Consider the following 17,354-nt stretch of genomic DNA (forward strand, 5'->3'; position numbering starts at 1 on the left):
GCGTCGTGAAAGAAAATGGGGGGGGCGGGGGGGGGGGGGGGGGGGGGGCCTCCCCCCCCCCCCCCCCCCCCCCCCCCCCCCCCCAGCGGCGTTCTCACGTCCTCACTGCGCGGGATGTCAGAATCCGATGGCCTCGCGCAGCAGCAGGACGGTGCCGCGCCCGGGCTGCGGCTCCGCGTTGAGGACGAGCAGACGGTTGACCGCGCTCGGCTGCCCGTAGACCGCCTGGGCCCGCGCGGTCTCCAACGGGAGGGCGTGCTCCTCGACCCGGCGCAGCGCGGTGCTCAGGTCGGGCACCACCTTCTGCGCACCGACGACCCAGATCGCCCTCGCGGCGCCGCCCGCGGAGGCGGGCAGCTGGCTGCCGCTGCCCGAGGCGATGACGAGCGAGCCGGTCTCCGTGACGGCCGTAACGCTGGCGACGAAGACGTCAGGGGCGGCCACCAGCCGGCGGATCTGGTCGAACTCGGTGGCGCGGTCCATCTTCCCCACGCGCGGCCGGATGGCCTGGTAGCGGTCGCCCGCCTCGATGTCCTCCACGATGCCGGAGAGCCGAAGCGTCTCGCTGGCCCCGGTGAACACGCCCGCGCCCTGCGGGATCAGATCCTTGATGCGGGCGCGGGCCGCCGCGGCGTCGTCGAGCAGTTCGGCGGTGAAACCGTTCGCCCGCAGCGCCGAGATCGCCCGGTCCAGCCGTTCGGCGGACGCCGGTGCGGCGAAGTCGTCGGCCACCCCCGTGACCGACGCGTCCGTCTCACCGGTACCCGGTGCCCGACCAGCGTCCCCGGCCCTGCCGGACTCGTGCGCCTGAGCGTCGGGGCTGGGCGCCGAACCCCCCAGCGGGGTGGTGTCGATGTACCTGACCTCGTAGACCCGCTCGGCGAACTTCCATCCCTCCGGCGTACGCCGGTAGGTGTCGTGGTAGATGGCGAAGTTCAGGCCCGAGCGGCCGTCGAGCAGACGTGCGATCTCCTGTATGTAGGTGCGACCGGTGGCGGTGTCGCCGTCGATCCGGATCATGCCTGGGTGGCTGTTCTGCACGAAGAAGTCCCACTGGCTCTGCAGGCGTTCGCCTCCGGTCCGGATCTCCTCCCGGCCGATGAACTCGACCGGGACGTTGGGCATGCGCAGAACGCCGTCGGAGGTGAACAGCGCGGCGAGGCGGGCACGGTCGCGCATCATCGCCGCGTCGGTGAACTCGCCGCGCAGCGCCTCGATCTCGACGCGATCGGCGATCTCCTGAAAGTCGTTCATGCTGAGCTTCCTGTCCTCTGGATGGTGTACTCGTCTTCACCAGTCCGACAACGCAGCCCCGCCGAATGTGAGGCGAGCCGCTGACCTCACATTCCGCCGCTCTGATTTGTCGTACTGGAGAAGGCACGTGAACGAGGGAGCCGGAGAGCGTATGACCACCCCGTCGGAACAGGCACAGCGGCAGACAGACGAGCAGCAGGACCCGGGCCTGAAAACGATCATGAGCGAGCGGCGACAGCTGCTCAATCTCGCCTACCGGCTGCTCGGCTCCCTGGCCGACGCGGAGGACGTCGTCCAGGAGACCTACACCCGCTGGTACGCGATGTCCCGGGCCGAGCAGGAGGCCATCGAGTCCCCGGGCGCCTGGCTGACGAAGGTGGCCGGCCGCATCTGCCTGAACCTGCTCGGCTCCGCGCGCGCCCGGCGGGAGTCCTACGTCGGCGAATGGATCCCGGAGCCGCTGCCCGACCCGGCCGAGTGGATCGCCGGGGCGGCGGGCGGAGCCGGCGTGGACCCGGCCGACCGGATCACCCTCGACGAGTCGGTGACCATGGCCTTCCTGGTCGTGTTCGAGTCGATGACCCCGGCCGAGCGCGTTGCCTTCGTGCTGCACGACGTCTTCCGCTATCCGTTCGCCGAGGTGGCCGAGATCGTCGGCCGCAGCCCCGCGGCATGCCGACAGCTGGCGTCCTCGGCCCGCCGCCGCATCGCCCTCGCGCGAGCCGAGGCGAGCCCGAACGCGGCCCGGCAGGCGAGCGTCGTCCGACGATTCAAGGCGGCCTGGGAGGCGCAGGACATCGAGGCCCTGATCGGCCTGCTCGACCCGGGCGCCACCGCGATCTCCGACGGCGGCGGCCGCGTCATCGCCCACCTGCTGCCGATCGAGGGCGCCGAGCGGATCGCCCACCTCTACCTGACGATCGCCCGCCTCGCGCCGCCCCGGACAATCCTCGAGCGCACGGTCAACGGGCTGCCGGGCCTGGTCGTCGAGTCCGGGGGCCGGATCGAGACGGTGTTCGCGTTCAAGGTCGCCGACGACCGGATCACGCACATCTGGGCGGTGCGCAACCCGGACAAGCTCCGCCCATGGGGCCTGTCCTGACCGTCCCGACGCACGCTGCCGGTCACCCCGCCGCGGAGGTCCTGGCAGTAGACCAAGGCGATGCGCGAGGCGCCACTCGCTGCCGGTGAGTCCGGGACGGCGCAGCGCAGCTTCCGTATGGGTGGTTCACGGGGTGCCGTGATGTGGGCGCGGCCGAGATTTCGCCAGTTCGTCATCTCCGCGCCGCCATTGACGCCATGTCACGCTCCCTGATCATCCAGTTCACTGGAGCGCCCCCCCCGCACCGGACCTGAAAGAGGGACGCATGTTCAGACGCATGCTGAGACGCGGGCTCATCACGCTCGTCGCCGTCGGCCTTGCCTCTTCCGTGGGGTCGGCCGCCACGGCATCTGCAGCCGACGGCCCACTGACGCTCGCCGTGTTCGGCGACTCGCCGTACGGCAGGTCGGCGTACGCGCCAGCGGGCCAGGCCGCCGACACATCGCAGTTCCAGAAGACCCCTGGGTTCATCGGCACCATCAACAGTGACCCGACGATCAGCGACGTCATCCACGTGGGCGACATACACTCGGGCAAGGAGTTCTGCACCGAGGACTACGACGCCTCGATCGCGTCCATGTGGCAGACCCTCACCAAGCCGCTCGTCTACACGCCGGGCGACAACGAGTGGGCCGACTGCCACAAGGCGTCAAGTCTCACCTCACCCGGTCAAGGCGGCGGCTTCTACGACTCAGCCTCCGGTGCGATCAACTACATCGGCACGAGCGGCTTGTCGACCAACACGGCGGACTGCGTCAGCTACCACTGCGGTAACCCGCTCGACAACCTCGCCGAAGTCCGGCACGACTTCTTCGCCCAGCCCGGCCACACCCTCGGCAGCGGGACACTGAACGTGATCTCCCAGGCCACCGCCCACGACCCGACTCACCCGGGCGACGCGCAGTACGTCGAGAACGTGATGTGGGCACAGAACGACATCGTCTTCGTGACCATCAACGTGCCTGGCGGCTCGAACAACGACACCGACCCCTGGTACAAGGTGCCGACCGCGACTCAGACGCAGACCGACGAGCGGACCAACCGGACCGCCGCCGACGTCCGCTGGCTCGATGCTGCCTTCGCCGTCGCGGGGGCCCAGCACGCCAAGGGCGTGGTGATCACGGCACAGGCCGACATGTGGGACCTCGACGGCAAGACCAAGGACCACCTGACGAACTACGAGCCGATCATCAGCGAAGTCGCCGCGAGGACGACCGAGTTCGGCCGGCCCGTGCTGATGCTCAACGGTGACTCGCACCTGTACCGCTCGGACAACCCGCTGTCTCCGACGGCGACATGCACCGGCGAGACGGACCCGGCCACGGGGGCCGGCGTGTGCGCCCACGACCCGAGCGACAACGCGTGGAACGAGCACCCGTACTACAACGTCTCGAACTTCCATCGGATCGTCGTGCACGGCAGCACCACTCCGCTGGAATGGCTGAAACTGACTGTCGACCCGAATGCCAACTACCCCGCCACCGACACAACCTACGGCCCGTTCAGCTGGCAGCGGGTGCCACAGCCACAGCTGTAGCACCCGCTGAGCGCACACGACCGGCCAGGTGTCCGATACGGACCCCTGGCCGGGGCGTCTGGTCAAGGCGGCCGACGTCGATGACCACTTCACCCGTTGCGGGACGGGATCCTCCCCATCGATCCACCGCAGGACTTCCGGCAGCAGTCCGCAGGCATCATGGCAGACCGAGGAGACCACGCCGCCGTTCTCGTAGATCTACTTGCCGACCTCGACTCCAGTCTGGCGGGTCCCGGTGCCGCCCGGCTCACAAACCTTTCTGGGTTGGCCGCGGGCCTCAGGTCAGCTTCTTGAGGATTTCGGCTGCGACGGGTCCGGCGGAGGCGGGGTTCTGGCCCGTGACCAGGTTGCGATCGACGACCACGTTCGGGGCCCACGGCTCGCCCTCCTGGTAGTCCGCGCCGATCTCGACCAGGCGGTCCTGGAGCAGCCACTTGGCCTTGGCTGCGAGGCCGGCCTGGGTCTCCTCGGCGTTGCTGAATCCGGTGAGCCGATAGCCGGCGAAGGCATTGCTGCCGTCGGCCTTGGTGGCGGCCAGTAGCGCGGCCGGGGCGTGGCAGACCACGCCGAGCGGCTTGCCCGAGGCGAGGGCATCGATGAGGAGATTTCCGGAGGTCGCATCGACGGCCAGGTCTTCCATCGGGCCGTGGCCACCGGGGTAGAAGACGACGGCGTAGTCGTCGAGGTCGACGTCCTCCAGCCTGATGGGGTGCTGAATCTCGCCGATCGAGGCGAGGGCGTCCGTCATCTTCTTCGCCCCCTCCTCGCCGCCGTTGAACTGCGGCGCCAGGCTGCCCTCGTCCAGAGGCGGTACGACGCCGCCCGGTGTGGCGACGACGATCTCGAGTCCAGCGGCCGTAAACGCCTGGTACGGGACCACGACCTCCTCGGCCCAGAAGCCGGTCGGGCGCTTGCTGCCGTCTGCCAGCGTCCAGTGGTCGGCGCCGGTCATCACGAAAAGGATCTTCGACATGGTGTGGTCTCCGGAAGTCGGGAGGTTCACGCGCCGGCGTTCCGACTTCAGAACGTCAGCGCTCCGGCTTTCGAAGCTAAAGCTGCTGAAGTAATCGCGCCAATGAAGGCATCGATACCAGGTATCGACGAACCGATGCCCGGTACGAGGACGGATGCAGGTGGCTGCCGTGCGTACCTCGTAGGCTCGACGCCGTGAGCGATCAACACACTCATGGGTCCGGTCCGCTGGACCTGAACCTGTTGCGCACCTTCCTTGCCGTGCACCGCCTGGGGTCCTTCACTGCCGCTGCACGACGGCTGGGCCTGTCGCAGTCCACCGTGACCACGCAGATCCGGGCGCTGGAGAACCGTCTGGGCCGTGAACTGTTCGAACGCCGGGCGCACGGTGTCACCCCGCTGCCCCACGCGGACGAACTTGCCACGCGACTGTCGGCTCCTCTGGATCAGTTGGCCGACATCACCGGCGAGGAGCCGAGCAGCAACACGCCGCCGGTGCACCTGGCCGGGCCCGCAGAGTTCTTGAGCACCCTCGGCCTTCAGACGCTGGCTCCGCTGGTCGCGCAGGGCGTCCGGCTGCGGGTGGCCATCGGACTGACCGAACCGCTGCTCGAGGAACTGCGGGCCGGACGCCACGACCTCGTCGTCGCCACCCGCCGGCCCCGGGGCCGGACGCTGCACGCCGAACTCCTCACCGACGAGGAGTTCGTCCTGGTCGCTGCGCCCGTCTGGGCCGAACGGCTCAAAGGACAGGAACTGCCTACTGCCCTGGAAAGCCAACCACTGATCGCCTACGCGGAGGACCTGCCCATCGCCCGCCGCTACTGGCGCCACGTCTTCGACCGCCGCCTGCACGTTCAGGCTGCGATCACCATCCCCGATCTGCGCAGCGTCCTGACTGCCCTCACGGTCGGCGCCGGCTGGAGTGTTCTGCCCAGCTATCTATGCCGCACCGAACTCGCCTCCGGCGCCCTCCGGCTACTGCACCAGCCGGAGGACCCCCCGATCAACACCGCCTACCTCGTCCAACGCCCAGGCAGTTCCACCAATCCTCACGTCACGCTCGTCCGTGAGCATCTGCTCGCTGCTGCGAAGACCTGGTGAGCGAAGGGCCGCATCAACTGCCGTGAGCAACAACGATGACCGCCGCACGGTCCCGGGCCTCCGGCTCACGGCGCACGAGCCTCTCGGTCTTGATCGGGGCAGGTGCTGCTCAACCCACCGGCCAGGGCCCAAGTCGACGAGATCGCACAGCGGTGACATCGCTTCCGCTGACCGACGACCCGCCTCGCGCCGGTGCGCGGGTTTAACGGTGCGTCCTCGATCGTCACCGACCGCTCGTCCTCGCCGCTGGGCGGAGGACCGAAACGCATTGCTCGATCAATCCGGTCATGACTATCGTGCCGCCGATCGGAGCGGGCGTCCATCGCATGGCGGCCTGGAGCGTGGGGGAGAGCGATCGTCATGGGTGCCCTCGTCAGTGTCAGGGGTTGGCTGGAGTGCGATGATCGGCAGCTCGCCCAGGTCAGGGAGATCGTTGAATCGGACGATCCTGATCGGACGTACAGCGGTGGCTGGGCCTTTCCCCCACGGCAGTACAACTTCGTCAACTGGGCCTTCTTCGGGGCGGAAATGCGTGCTCAGTCCGTCGACTGGTTCCTGGAGCGACTACGGAGCGTGGCGCGGATTCCGGCCTCCGATGACGACAATGACCTGATCACTGGTCTGTTCATCGTCAGCCACGAGGTCGATGGCATGAGCGAGTGGCAGGTCCGCGACGGGATCGTGGTGATCGGAGCCGTGAGCGGGGCGTATCAGTTCCTCGACGAGTAGGGCGTTCGGTCTGCTGGTGAGCAGCCTTCGACGTCAGGCCGCGTCGCGGGCGCGGTCGATGGCGGTGCGGCGGCTCAGCCCGTCTCCTTCGCGATCTCCGGCAGGCTCATCGCACCGGACTCGTACAGACTCTGTGACATCACTCCGGCCGAGAAGAACCGCGCTGAAGGACCTCCGCGAAGAGCGGCTCCGCCCGGGGGCGCGAGCGATCAGGGCTCGCCCTCGCTGGGGGTGAGGCGCAAAGAACTGTCGGGGCTCGGGGTTCACCTCATCGGCGAGGCGGAGCCGGTTGGTGGCAATGGCCAGCTCGCGCTGCGCGGCGCAGAGTGCCGCCTCACGCGCACGCCAGCCGTTGGCATGCACGGCCGCGCTGAGATGCGGCCCGACGTGCTCGGCGATGGGCAGCCGTGCAAACGCCGTACCGAGCCACTTGCTGTACGGTGCCCAGATCGGCATCCCGGTAGGCGACGGGAAAGCCCTCGAAACGCCCTTCGGAAGATTCTGCGTGACTGCCGTTCAAGGGCGACGGTCCCAGCCCCCGGCCGGCCGTGCCACCGGCGCCTTGCACCGGGCCCGTGGTGAGTGGGCCGAGGCGAAGCTGTCCGCGCCGCAGCAGTTCGACCGGACGGCGTGACGCCCCTGTGTGCCTCACACGACGTTGCGCAGGCAGGAGCGGTGCGGCGGAATGCCCGTGCACACCGAACCAGCGTTGTCATTGATTTGATCACAGCTCGGCAACGTGGTTGGGCCGGAGCAGGAGGAGGGCGATGTCGTCAGTGTGTTGATTGGCTTGGCGAGCGCGGTGGACGAGGCTGTCCACGAGTTGGTGCAGAGGGAGACCACCCCACTCGCCGAGGCCGTCTGCGAGGTCGGTGATGGCCTCGGAGATGTCGATGCCGGGGATTTCCACGAGGCCGTCGGTGTAGAGGGCCAGAAGTGCCCCTGGGCCCAGTGACATCGAGGTGAGCGGATAGGAGTGGGTGCCGAGACCGACGCCGAGAGGCGGGCCGGGATGGATGGCGACGGCATGTGCCGGGTTGTCGGGGTGTTGAAGGAGCGGGGGCGGGTGTCCTGCACTGGCGAGGGTCACCTGGTGGCGGGCGAGGTCGAGGTGGGCGTAGAGACATGAGACGAAGCGGCTGGCATTCAGGTCGGCGAGGTCGCGGTCGGTGCGGGTGAGAACCTGGTCGGGCGTGGCTCCAGCCGTGGCGTGGGAGTGGACGGCCATGCGCACCAGGCCCATGAGGGCCGCTGCCGACATGTCATGGCCCTGCACGTCTCCGATGACGGCTGCCACGGTGGTGTCGGTGAGGCGGATGAGGTCATAGAAGTCGCCGCCGAGATTCACACCGTGGCTGGCGGGGTGGTAACGGGCGGCCACCTCCAGTCCGGTGACCGTGGGCAGGGCATGAGGCAGGAGGGTCTGCTGAAGGGCGTGAGCGAGGCCGTGCTTGGCGTCGTAGAGGCGGGCGCGGTCCAAGGCCTGGGCGATGAGACCGGCGAGCGGCGTCAGGAGGGAACGCTCGGCGGCAGTGAAGTGGTGGGGGTCGTTGTAGGCGAGCAGGAGACCGCCGACCGGGCGTCCGGAGCTGAGCAGTGGCAGAAAGGCCCATGCTTGTTTGTCGGAGAGTTGCGGCGCCTGGGGGTACAGGTGGGCGAGCTCTTCCCGGTTGGCGAAGAACAAGGACACACCGGTTGCCATCGCGCGGCCGGCGGGGGTCAGATCGGCGTCCGTGGGCAGGCCGTCCAACTGCTCGATGACATCGGGTTCGTACCCGCGGTAACCAATGATCCGGACACGGTCCGGATCGGTCGCGGCCATGATCATGCCATGGGCGCCGAAGGCAGGCAGGACCTGGTCGGCGACCAGGTCGACGACGTCCTGAACGCCGACGGTTTCGGTCAATGCGGCCGCCAGAACCATCAGAAGATGAATCCGGCTCTCCGGTGAGGTTGCGGCCCCGGTGGAGGGCTGCGTGCCGAGAGGTCTCGGCGAGCGGTGGGGCGTGAGGAGGATGCTCGTGCCGCTGTCGTCCGCGTAGAGGCGGAGGTCCAGCCACCGGTCCGGGGGGCGCAGGACAGTCAGTGCAGCCTCCTCACGGCTGCTCAAAGCAGTGCGGTACGCGTCCATGTACGAGATGTTGTCGAGCCAGGGCAGTGACTGCGACGGCTGAGTGCCCAGTAGCTGCTCCGCGGGTTTGCCGAGCAGCCGGGCGGCGGCGGTGTTCACGCAGGTGATGTGCCCCGCGAGGTCGAGGGCGACGGTGCCGAGGGGAAGGCGTTCGATCAGGCCGGCCGTCGCCGAGGCGGACTGCGGCGTTGGCTCCTCGAGGCGTGGAGGGACGAAGCGGGGCCGCTCCGGGATAGCCGGAGCGCCGGCAGCCGCGTTCAGTACACCCGCGATGCGCCGGGCGCTGAAGGCGATGCGTCCGCGCTCACTGCGGCTGAGAGCAGGCGTACGACCGGGAGGCCACGCGAGCAGCAGTGCACCCTGGCAGTGCCGGACCTGCCTGAACGCGGCGACCGCGAAGGCGAGTTGATAAGGGAGGTTCGCCGCGGCGCGCGGGTAGAGACTCGCCAGCTCTTCCAGGGAACTCACCCAGACGAGCCGCTCGTTGCGTATCGAATCCTGCATCGGACCGGGCGCGGCAAACGCGGCCCGCCACCACGGAGCGAAGGCGTCGACCGGCACACCACACAGCGCGACCGCACACATCGTCGATTCATCCGGGTCCACCAGGTAGACAGCCCCGAACCTGGCACCCGTGCGGCGCACAGCCGACGCCAGGGCCGATCCGAGGGGATCAACTACGCTGCTCACGGGCAACCTCCTCACGGCTGCTCAAAGCAGTGCGGTACGCGTCCATGTACGTGGTGTTGTCGAGCCGGGACAGTGGCTGCGACGGCTGAGTGCCCAGTAGCTGCTCCGGGGCTTTGCCGAGCAGCCCGGCGGCGGTGTTCACGTAGGTGATGTGCCCCGCGAGGTCGAGGCACACCAGATCATTCGACGCAGCACCTCATGCTCATGTTCAGAACGCTAAGCCCGCACGGTGGTGACGGCATGTGGATCAGTCGCACACGAGGGCGGGCAGTGGGCCGCCGCTTGTTCACTTGACGTCCTTCAGGTGGCTGAACCGGACGGTTGACGCGGGCGAGAGCCTTCTCGACGGCATCTCGCTGGGGCCGCAGGTGGATGCCGATCGTGTCGTTCTCCGTGATCTGCGACCTGCCGGTCGAGGTGCGCCAGAATCGCCGGAAGCGGAGACAATTCAGGTGGCAGCGCGGACATGGCGTGCAGGCGCCGCCGCAGGGCGGTGCGCGGCGGTGCTGCGAGCAGCTACTTGGCGGCAAGCTCAGGAGGCGTCGGCGCGTACGGCGGTTGCGACCAGGGTGGTGTAGCTCATCGTGAAGCTTCCGCCCAGGGAATCGATGGCGCCCCCGACCGCTTGCAGTACCTCGGCCAGCTGATCGGGACGCAGTTGGGTGAGACCGCCGGTGGTGGGCAGCAGATCCAGCCATTGGTCGCGCGTGTAGGACTGCTCCCAGTCGAATCGCCACTGTTCGGGATCCTTGAACTGTCCGGTCTCCCGGATCTTGTCGGCGAACCTCGCGTATGCCGCCTGGTAGAGGTGCAGTGGACGTCGGGCCGGTTGGCCATTGAGCGGGGAGTCGGGCGCCGCCCGCCGGAAGGCGGCGGCGAACGGTTCGGCCACCTCGGTCGGCGGCTCGTACACGTGTCCGAAGATCGCCAGCCGTCCCCCTGGACGCAGCACGCGTGCCGCCTTCACGGCACCGGCGACCGGATCCACCCAATGCCACGACTGGGCGGCGACGACCGCGTCGAACGTCCGGCCCGCCGGCTGCCAGTCTTCGAAGGTCGCCACCTCGACCCGCAGGCCACGGGCTCGCGCGAAGTCGGCCATCCGCGCATCGGGCTCGATGCCGAGCACGGCGCAGCCGGCCGCCTGGAACTGGCGGGCTGCGATGCCGGTGCCGCAGCCGATGTCGAGCACATCGGGCCCGGGGCTCCCGGTGACAATCCGCGTCACCAATGCATCGGGGTAGCCGGGCCGGGCCCGGTCGTAGCGTTGCGCGTCCGCGCCGAATGACTCGGCCATCCGCCGGGATCCATGCGGCTGCGCCGAGGGCTGTTCCGGTTGCTCTCCGTGTAATATGGGCATGCGCCCACCTTAGTGGGCGCATGCCCACTCAGCAAGTGGTGCAGCGAGTTGATACGCGAGAGGAGCTGTGAGTGCCGACTGGGGTGCACCTTCGCGACGCGCGGCAGCAACTGTTCGACGCCGCCGAACGCGTGCTTCTGCGGGACGGGCCGAACGGGCTGACCAGCCGGGCCGTCACCGACGAGGCGGGATGCGCCAAAGGCGTCCTGCACCGGCACTTCTCCGACTTCGACGCCTTCCTGGCCGACCTGGTCCTCGACCGGGCCGCGCAGCTCGAAGCACAGGCGAGTGCGCTGCGCGAGTCCGCCGGCACCGGCACAGTGGTCGACAACCTCACCGGCGCGCTGACCACTCTGTTCGGACCGGTTCAGGTGGCCATCATCCCGCTCATCACCTTCCGGGACGAGCTGCGCGCACGGCTGCGGCAAGCCAGGCCCGGAGGCGGCATCGCGATCCTCGCCGAGGCCACGACGGCGATTTCCGCCTATCTGACCGACGAGCGTGAACGGGGCCGCATCGCGGCCGACGCCGACATCGACTCACTCACCCTCTCCCTGGTCGGTGGCGGCCATCTCCTTTTCGCAGACCGTGACCCCGGCCCGCCGACCACGGCAGTCGTCAACAAACTCGTGACAGCGGTCATCGCCGACGCCGTGCAACGACGACCTGCCTAGAGACCCCTGAGCGCGGACACCGAACGTCTGTCGACAGGTGCCGTCGTGATCAAGAACCCCGCAGTCGGACAGTGCTGGATGGCTCGCGTCGAAAATCAACGTCCGTGAATGGTCCGGCCTCCAGGGCGTCGATCTGACGGCTGGGATTCCGGTCGGCAGTGGAAGCCCGCACGTAGCCGATGAGCAGGTGTCGGAATCCATCCCTCGGTGCCGACATCTAGGGCTCGTCCGGCGGATCACGGGCCGAGCCAGGGCCGGACCGAGGCGAGGGCCGGCCAGTGCCCTAATGGTGTTGACCGCCCCCGGCAGGCAGTGCTGGAGTCGGCAGGTGGACAGCATCCCCGCCAACCGGCGGCTCTGGAACCAGATCAGCAGCGCCTACCAGCACGAGCACGACCCGCAAATTGGCGCCGCGCCCCGGCTGTGGGGCATGTACTCCATCCCCGACGCGCACCTGCACGCCCTGGGCGACGTCACTGGCAAGCGCGTCCTCGAACTCGGCTGCGGCGCCGGTCAGTGGTCCAGGGCGCTCGCCGCCGAGGGCGCCACCGTGGTCGGGCTCGACCTGTCCGAAGCCCAACTTGCCGCAGCGGCCCGCGCGATGGGAGCGGCCCGCTACCCGCTAGTGCAAGGCGCCGCCGAACAACTCCCCTTCGCCGCCGACAGCTTCGACCTGGTGTTCTGCGACTTCGGTGGGCTCAGCTGGGCGCCCCCGCACCTGGCCGTCCCGCAGGCCGCACGCGTCTTGTGCCGAGGCGGGCGCCTGGTGTTCAACGTCGCCAGCCCATGGTTCGAAGCTTGCTACGACGAAGCCGCCAGCCGCGTGACCACGACGCTGCAGAAGGACTACTTCGGGCTGAACACCATCGCCGAAGACGACGGCGCGACCAGCTATCAGCTCACCTACGGCGACTGGGTCAAGGTCCTGCGCGGCGCGGGTCTCATCATCGACGACCTCATCGAGCCGCGGCCCGAACTCGGAACACCCAACGGCTACAACGAGACCGACCCACCTGACTGGGCACACCGCTGGCCGGCGGAACTGCTCTGGGTAACCCACAAACCGTAAGTTCCGCCGCGCCGAGACGCGAAGGCATCCCCTCGCCGGGCAGGCCCCGGGCCTGTCCGGCGGATCATTGCCCGCGGCAGGTGAGCCCGGGCAGTGATCCACCGGACGCGACTGGGAAGGGGGCGTCATGCCTTGGAGAACTTGGCGACGTACTCATCGAAGGGCTCGATGCCGACTTCCGCACGGAGTTCGTCCATGCGCTCGGGCTCTTCGCAGGGCCACGGAACCGGTGACCCGTCCTTCACGCCGGCGATCTGAGTTCCGTAGACCTGCTTGCGGCCCTCATTGACCAGCGTGCGGTCGCGCAGGAAGGCCAGCTCGCGCGGGCTGGCCGAGCCTGCCGACACTGCGTGCTGCATCAGCTGGAGGGCGCGACGCTGAACGTCGAGCTGCCGGTCAGCGTGCTGAGCGATCAGCCATGCCGCGCGTGCGGCCTCCTCGCCGACCAGTTCCGCCGTTGGCCAGCCGTATTCCTCCATGATCTCGTTGAGCCGGTCACCGTGCCGGGCGGTCAGCCGCCGCCACGCCAGCTGCTCGGCGGGGTCGTCGCTGTTCGCGCGGACTGCCAACTGGTGATCGGCCGCAGCCATGTCCGTGAGTTCCACCGCCAGCGCGGCAACGTCGTGCGCCACTCTCAACTCCCAGGTCAGAACCGTGCTTTGTGTCCGCCCGCAAGCCTAGTGGTGCAAAACGGATGTAAAGATCATTCCGGAGAACGGTGACAGGCACCTCGCCGCACCGGGATAATGGATCTACCTCCGGAGCCAGAGCCGGATCGCTGCGACGGTCACTCCTTGCTGCCGCGGCGTTGACGGTTGGCCCGCTGGTTCTTCAGCTCGGGGGCGGTGTGTTTGATCTGCCGTCTGCGCAGGTAGCGGCGGTTACGCCGGGAGGAATAGGCCTTGTCGCCGCCGAGGTGGTCCGGACGGGTGCGCGGGCGTCCGCCATCGAGCCGGCCGACGCGGATGCGTTCCACGATGGGGATGAGCTGCGGGGCGTGCGTCTTTCCCCGGCGCCCGTGGTGGGTTCTTGCGTGCTCCGGCGGCGTGCTGGTGGGCCCGGCAGGTGGTGGAGTCCACGCTCACCATGGACCAGTCGATGCGGCCCTGGGCATCCGCATCGGCCAGGACGGCCGCTTAGATCTGTGCCTCTCGTACACCGTCTTCCACTTGCCGAACCGCGCAGGCAGATCCCGCCACGGCACCCCGACTGGACTTGGGCAGATGCGGCTTCAGCCGGGTCCATTCCTCGTTCGTGAGATCTCCCCGCCCATGAACACGCCAACATGCCGGAGCGTGAGAGGTCACGTGATCCGCCGGCCAGGCCCTAGCCGCGTCGGCAGCTGCGGCTGACACCCATGCCCCGTTGCCGACCGAGTATGCAGGCTGACAGAAGCAGTACCCACGACGTCCGTTGGATGTCATCGTAGGGATGGCACTGTCCGGCTCGCTGGACGGGGATGGCGGCATGCGGCACTTCATCAGGTGGGCAGTGGTGCGGCGGGTGGAGCTGGTGTGGGCCGCGAATGTCTGGATCACTGCAGGGTTGGCTCTGTCACTGCTGATCAGAGCGCCCAGCATCTGCTGGGTGGTCCGCGGCCAGGGCCGGCGCCGTGAGCCACGTGTGGATACGGCCTTGTCCCTCCAGGCAGTTGTCGGCACCCCGGTACCCACCCGGATGGCGCGCCCGGCCTCGTACACAGCCGTGGCGGTCGCTGCGGGGGAGTGTACGCACCCGCCCAGACCCCTGCGGACGTCTGCGTTACCGCAGTCGTGCCCGACCTTGTCGGGGCTGGTCCGAACCGCGAGAGTCCGGCAATGGACGAAGAACGTGCTGGTGTTCGCGGCGCCGCTCGCCGCAGGCCGGTTCGATCCGTGGTCGCTGCGCATGGCCGCGGTGTCGTTCATCGCGTTCTGCTGCGCCGCCTCGTCCATTTACTTCCTGAACGACATCCTTGACGCCCCGTCGGACCAAACCCACCCGGCCAAGCGGAGCCGCCCGATCCCGGCAGGCGCCCTCTCGCTGCCCGTCGCGTGGACGGTGTGCGCGCTAGCCGCCGGGCTGGCACTGACCGCCGCCGCGTTCACCACAGGCGCCGCTCTGACGGCCGTAGCGGCCTACCTTGCACTCAACGTCGCCTACTGCGTGAGGCTCAAGCACGTCGCGATCGTTGATCTGTGCCTGGTTTCAGCCAGCTTCCTCCTGCGGGCCATGACGGGTGGCCTGGCAACCGGACTCCATCTGTCCCAGTGGTTCCTCCTGGTGTCCGGATTCGGAGCGCTGTTCATGGTGGCCGGCAAGCGATACTCCGAGCTGGTCGCACTCGGTGGGGACGCGCCTCGGTCCCGCCGGGTGTGCGCCGCGTACACCCCTTCGTATCTGCGTTTCGTCTGGATCATCGGGGCTGCGACCGCGCTCCTGTCGTACAACCTGTGGGCCTTCGAGGTGTCGGCGTCCGCCCAGACCGGCGTACCGTGGTCGCTGCTCAGCGTCATACCCTTCACAGCGGCGGTCCTCGGATACGCCTACCACGTGGACCGCGGCCAGGCGGAGCAGCCGGAAGACGTGGTCCTCGGGTCATCGACCATGGTGATGCTCGCGTTGAGCTGGGCCGCACTCATCGCACTCGGAGCACTCCATGTCTGACCGGGTCCTGCTCACAGGCTGGGGGCGTACGGCACCGAGCGCGGCCACCGTTGTCCGGCCCGGTGACCTGGACGGTCTCAGGAAGGTGCTGTCGAGCCGGCCCGGACGAGGCGTGGTCGCCCGCGGGCTGGGGCGCAGCTACGGGGACGCCGCGCAGAACGCGGGCGGTGTCGTGGTCGACATGACCGGGCTCGCGCGCATCCTCCGCATCGATGCCCGGGCGGGCACAGTGATGTGCGAAGCGGGAGTCAGCCTGCACCAACTCATGCATGTGCTGGTGCCGCTCGGCTGGTTCCTTCCGGTGACCCCAGGAACCCGCCAGGTGACGGTCGGAGGCGCCATCGCCTGCGACGTCCATGGCAAAAACCACCCGGCCGGCGGTGGATTCGCACAGCACGTCCAAGCACTGGACCTCCTCCAGGCCGACGGAACGGTGCGCACGGTGACACCGCACGACGATCCGTCCGCCTTCTGGGCGACGACCGGCGGCATGGGGCTGACCGGCATCGTGCTGAGGGCCACGATCCGGCTGCTGCCCATCGAGACGGCCTGGATGCGTGCCGACACCGATCGCTGCAGCGACCTCGACGCACTCCTGTCCCTCATGACGCAGCCCTCACCCCACCCGTACATGGTGGCCTGGCTGGCCCCGGAAGGACGGCTCGGCCGGTCCGTGCTGGAACGCGGGACGCACGCCACCCGCGACCTCCTTCCCCCGGCCCGGACCGCCTGTCCGCTGCGGTTGCGTACCCGACCGCAGGTGCCGGTGCCCCGGGGAGTCACCATGGACCTGTTCGGTCGCGCCCCGCTCGCCGCGCTCGCTGAGATCCGCTTCCGCCGGGCACCGAGGCGCCGACGCGGCCGGCTCACCCCGCTTTCCGCCTTCTTTCACCCGCTCGACGCCGTCACCGACTGGAACCGGCTGTACGGCCGAGCCTGCCTGGTGCAGCATCAGTGCATCGTCCCCGACGGCCAGGAAGACACCCTGGCCAAGATCCTCCAGGCCGTCCGCCGTCACAGGGCACCGCTGACGCTGTGCGTGCTCAAACGTTTGGGACCAGGCTCGCCCGGCCACCTCTCTTTTCCCCAGCAGGGCTGGACCCTCGCCCTGGACTTCCCGGCATCGGCGCCGGGTCTGGAAGTGCTGCTCGATCGCCTCGACGCCCACGTGCTCGAAGCAGGTGGCCGCGTCTACCTCGCCAAGGACAGCCGCATGGCCCCCACCGCGGCCGCACTCATGTACCCGCGCATCTCGGAGTTCCGCGATGTCAGGGCCCGACTCGATCCGCACGGCGTATTCCGGTCCGACCTGGCGCGGAGACTTGGTCTATGAGAAACGCATTCGGCAGTCCCCAGTCCCTCCTTGTCCTGGGAGGCACCTCGGACATCGCACTCGCCACCGCCCGCTTACTGATCACCAAGCGGGTCACGCGCGTGGTGCTCGCGGGCCGGGACGTAACAAGGCAGGAGCAGGCCGCAGGCCCGCTGCGGGCGCTCGGTGCCGACGTACGGTGCGTGCACTTCGACGCACTCGACATCATGACCCACCAGAAGGTCCTCGGTGAGCTTTTCGCCGCCGAGGAGTTCGACGCCGTGTTGATGGCCTTCGGCCTGCTCGGCAGGCAGCGAGACGACGAGTCCAATCCGGTGGTCGCGGCACGGATCGGTCAGGTCAACTATGTCGGCGCGGTCTCCGCCGGCCTGGTCTGCGCCGAGGCGCTCCGGGCTCAGGGGCACGGGGCTCTGATCGTGCTGTCGTCCATCGCTGCGGTGCGGGCACGTCGCAGCAACTTCATCTACGGCTCTGCCAAGGCAGGCCTGGACGCCTTCGCACAGGGTCTTGGTGACGCGCTGCACGGCTCGGGAGTCCATGTCATGGTGGTCCGTCCCGGCTTCGTCACCACAAAGATGACCGCAGGCCTTCGCCGGCGGCCTTTCGCCACCACACCGGAAGCGGTCGCACGAGCCATCGCTGCCGCTCTGCGCAGCCGCACCGGCATCGTGTGGGCTCCGCCGCTGCTGCGCACCGTCATGACCGTGGTGCGGCTGCTGCCGCGGTCGGTCCTCCGCCGGATTCCGGTGTGAG

Annotated in this window: 15 protein-coding genes and 1 pseudogene; 9 read left to right on the forward strand and 7 right to left on the reverse strand. The window is 68.7% G+C overall.

The window, feature by feature from the left end:
• Positions 1–117 precede the first annotated feature (117 nt).
• Entirely contained in the window at positions 118–1,254 is a 1,137-nt protein-coding gene (locus tag ACZ41I_RS14900) for an LUD domain-containing protein (protein WP_468514267.1), read from the reverse strand.
• 151 nt (positions 1,255–1,405) lie between these two features.
• Between ACZ41I_RS14900 and sigJ the strand changes: the two genes are divergently transcribed.
• Both sigJ and ACZ41I_RS14910 read left to right on the forward strand, forming a co-directional pair.
• The gene (sigJ, locus tag ACZ41I_RS14905) at positions 1,406–2,356 is read left to right on the forward strand and encodes an RNA polymerase sigma factor SigJ (RefSeq protein WP_399767919.1); all 951 of its coding nucleotides are present in this window, start codon (positions 1,406–1,408) and stop codon (positions 2,354–2,356) included.
• Between the two features lie 265 nt (positions 2,357–2,621).
• Positions 2,622–3,893, forward strand: a complete 1,272-nt coding sequence (locus tag ACZ41I_RS14910; RefSeq protein ID WP_468514268.1) for a hypothetical protein — start codon at positions 2,622–2,624, stop codon at positions 3,891–3,893.
• Positions 3,894–4,170: 277 nt separating this feature from the next.
• Here the strand turns inward: ACZ41I_RS14910 and ACZ41I_RS14915 are convergent, their stop codons facing one another.
• A complete protein-coding gene (locus tag ACZ41I_RS14915) occupies positions 4,171–4,866 on the reverse strand; it encodes a type 1 glutamine amidotransferase domain-containing protein (protein WP_468323315.1) in 696 nt (231 codons plus the stop codon).
• A 194-nt stretch (positions 4,867–5,060) separates the two neighbouring features.
• On the opposite strand from ACZ41I_RS14915, the gene ACZ41I_RS14920 reads away from it, so the two are divergent.
• Positions 5,061–5,969 carry a LysR family transcriptional regulator gene (locus ACZ41I_RS14920; RefSeq protein ID WP_399767927.1) on the forward strand — a complete coding sequence of 303 codons (909 nt, stop codon included), beginning with the start codon at positions 5,061–5,063 and terminating at the stop codon, positions 5,967–5,969.
• Positions 5,970–6,329: 360 nt separating this feature from the next.
• Complete coding sequence (locus tag ACZ41I_RS14925; RefSeq protein WP_468514269.1) at positions 6,330–6,698, forward strand: hypothetical protein; 369 nt, start codon at positions 6,330–6,332, stop codon at positions 6,696–6,698.
• A 724-nt stretch (positions 6,699–7,422) separates the two neighbouring features.
• On the opposite strand, the gene ACZ41I_RS14930 is transcribed toward ACZ41I_RS14925, so the two are convergent.
• From ACZ41I_RS14930 to ACZ41I_RS14940, 3 genes are all read right to left on the reverse strand, one after another.
• The gene (locus ACZ41I_RS14930; protein ID WP_468514270.1) at positions 7,423–9,519 is read right to left on the reverse strand and encodes a PP2C family protein-serine/threonine phosphatase; all 2,097 of its coding nucleotides are present in this window, start codon (positions 9,517–9,519) and stop codon (positions 7,423–7,425) included.
• A complete protein-coding gene (locus tag ACZ41I_RS14935; protein ID WP_399767936.1) occupies positions 9,503–9,694 on the reverse strand; it encodes a PAS domain-containing protein in 192 nt (63 codons plus the stop codon). The genes ACZ41I_RS14930 and ACZ41I_RS14935 overlap by 17 nt, the downstream gene beginning before the upstream one ends.
• Positions 9,695–10,051: 357 nt before the next feature.
• Positions 10,052–10,879, reverse strand: a complete 828-nt coding sequence (locus ACZ41I_RS14940; protein ID WP_399767938.1) for a class I SAM-dependent methyltransferase — start codon at positions 10,877–10,879, stop codon at positions 10,052–10,054.
• Between the two features lie 71 nt (positions 10,880–10,950).
• On the opposite strand from ACZ41I_RS14940, the gene ACZ41I_RS14945 reads away from it, so the two are divergent.
• Positions 10,951–11,553: a TetR/AcrR family transcriptional regulator gene (locus ACZ41I_RS14945; RefSeq protein WP_468514271.1), complete on the forward strand. Its 603-nt coding sequence runs from the start codon at positions 10,951–10,953 to the stop codon at positions 11,551–11,553.
• Between the two features lie 328 nt (positions 11,554–11,881).
• Positions 11,882–12,622, forward strand: coding sequence for a class I SAM-dependent methyltransferase (locus ACZ41I_RS14950; RefSeq protein ID WP_399767940.1), 741 nt, complete (start codon positions 11,882–11,884; stop codon positions 12,620–12,622).
• 125 nt (positions 12,623–12,747) lie between these two features.
• Here ACZ41I_RS14950 and ACZ41I_RS14955 read toward each other — a convergent pair whose 3' ends face one another.
• Both ACZ41I_RS14955 and ACZ41I_RS14960 read right to left on the reverse strand, forming a co-directional pair.
• Positions 12,748–13,254, reverse strand: a complete 507-nt coding sequence (locus ACZ41I_RS14955) for a DUF6624 domain-containing protein (RefSeq protein ID WP_399767943.1) — start codon at positions 13,252–13,254, stop codon at positions 12,748–12,750.
• 164 nt (positions 13,255–13,418) lie between these two features.
• A pseudogene (locus ACZ41I_RS14960) lies at positions 13,419–13,929 on the reverse strand (transposase family protein); the annotation flags it as partial.
• Between the two features lie 124 nt (positions 13,930–14,053).
• Between ACZ41I_RS14960 and ACZ41I_RS14965 the strand changes: the two are divergent.
• From ACZ41I_RS14965 to ACZ41I_RS14975, 3 genes are read left to right on the forward strand one after another with little or no spacing between them, the layout of a single operon-like run.
• Complete coding sequence (locus tag ACZ41I_RS14965; protein WP_468514272.1) at positions 14,054–15,268, forward strand: decaprenyl-phosphate phosphoribosyltransferase; 1,215 nt, start codon at positions 14,054–14,056, stop codon at positions 15,266–15,268.
• Positions 15,261–16,601, forward strand: coding sequence for an FAD-binding oxidoreductase (locus ACZ41I_RS14970; RefSeq protein WP_468514273.1), 1,341 nt, complete (start codon positions 15,261–15,263; stop codon positions 16,599–16,601). Before ACZ41I_RS14965 ends, ACZ41I_RS14970 begins: the two co-directional genes overlap by 8 nt.
• Positions 16,598–17,353, forward strand: a complete 756-nt coding sequence (locus ACZ41I_RS14975; protein WP_468514274.1) for a decaprenylphospho-beta-D-erythro-pentofuranosid-2-ulose 2-reductase — start codon at positions 16,598–16,600, stop codon at positions 17,351–17,353. The genes ACZ41I_RS14970 and ACZ41I_RS14975 overlap by 4 nt, the downstream gene beginning before the upstream one ends.
• The last annotated feature ends 1 nt before the right edge of the window (position 17,354 follow it).

Source organism: Streptomyces sp. NPDC030799 (assembly GCF_055572255.1).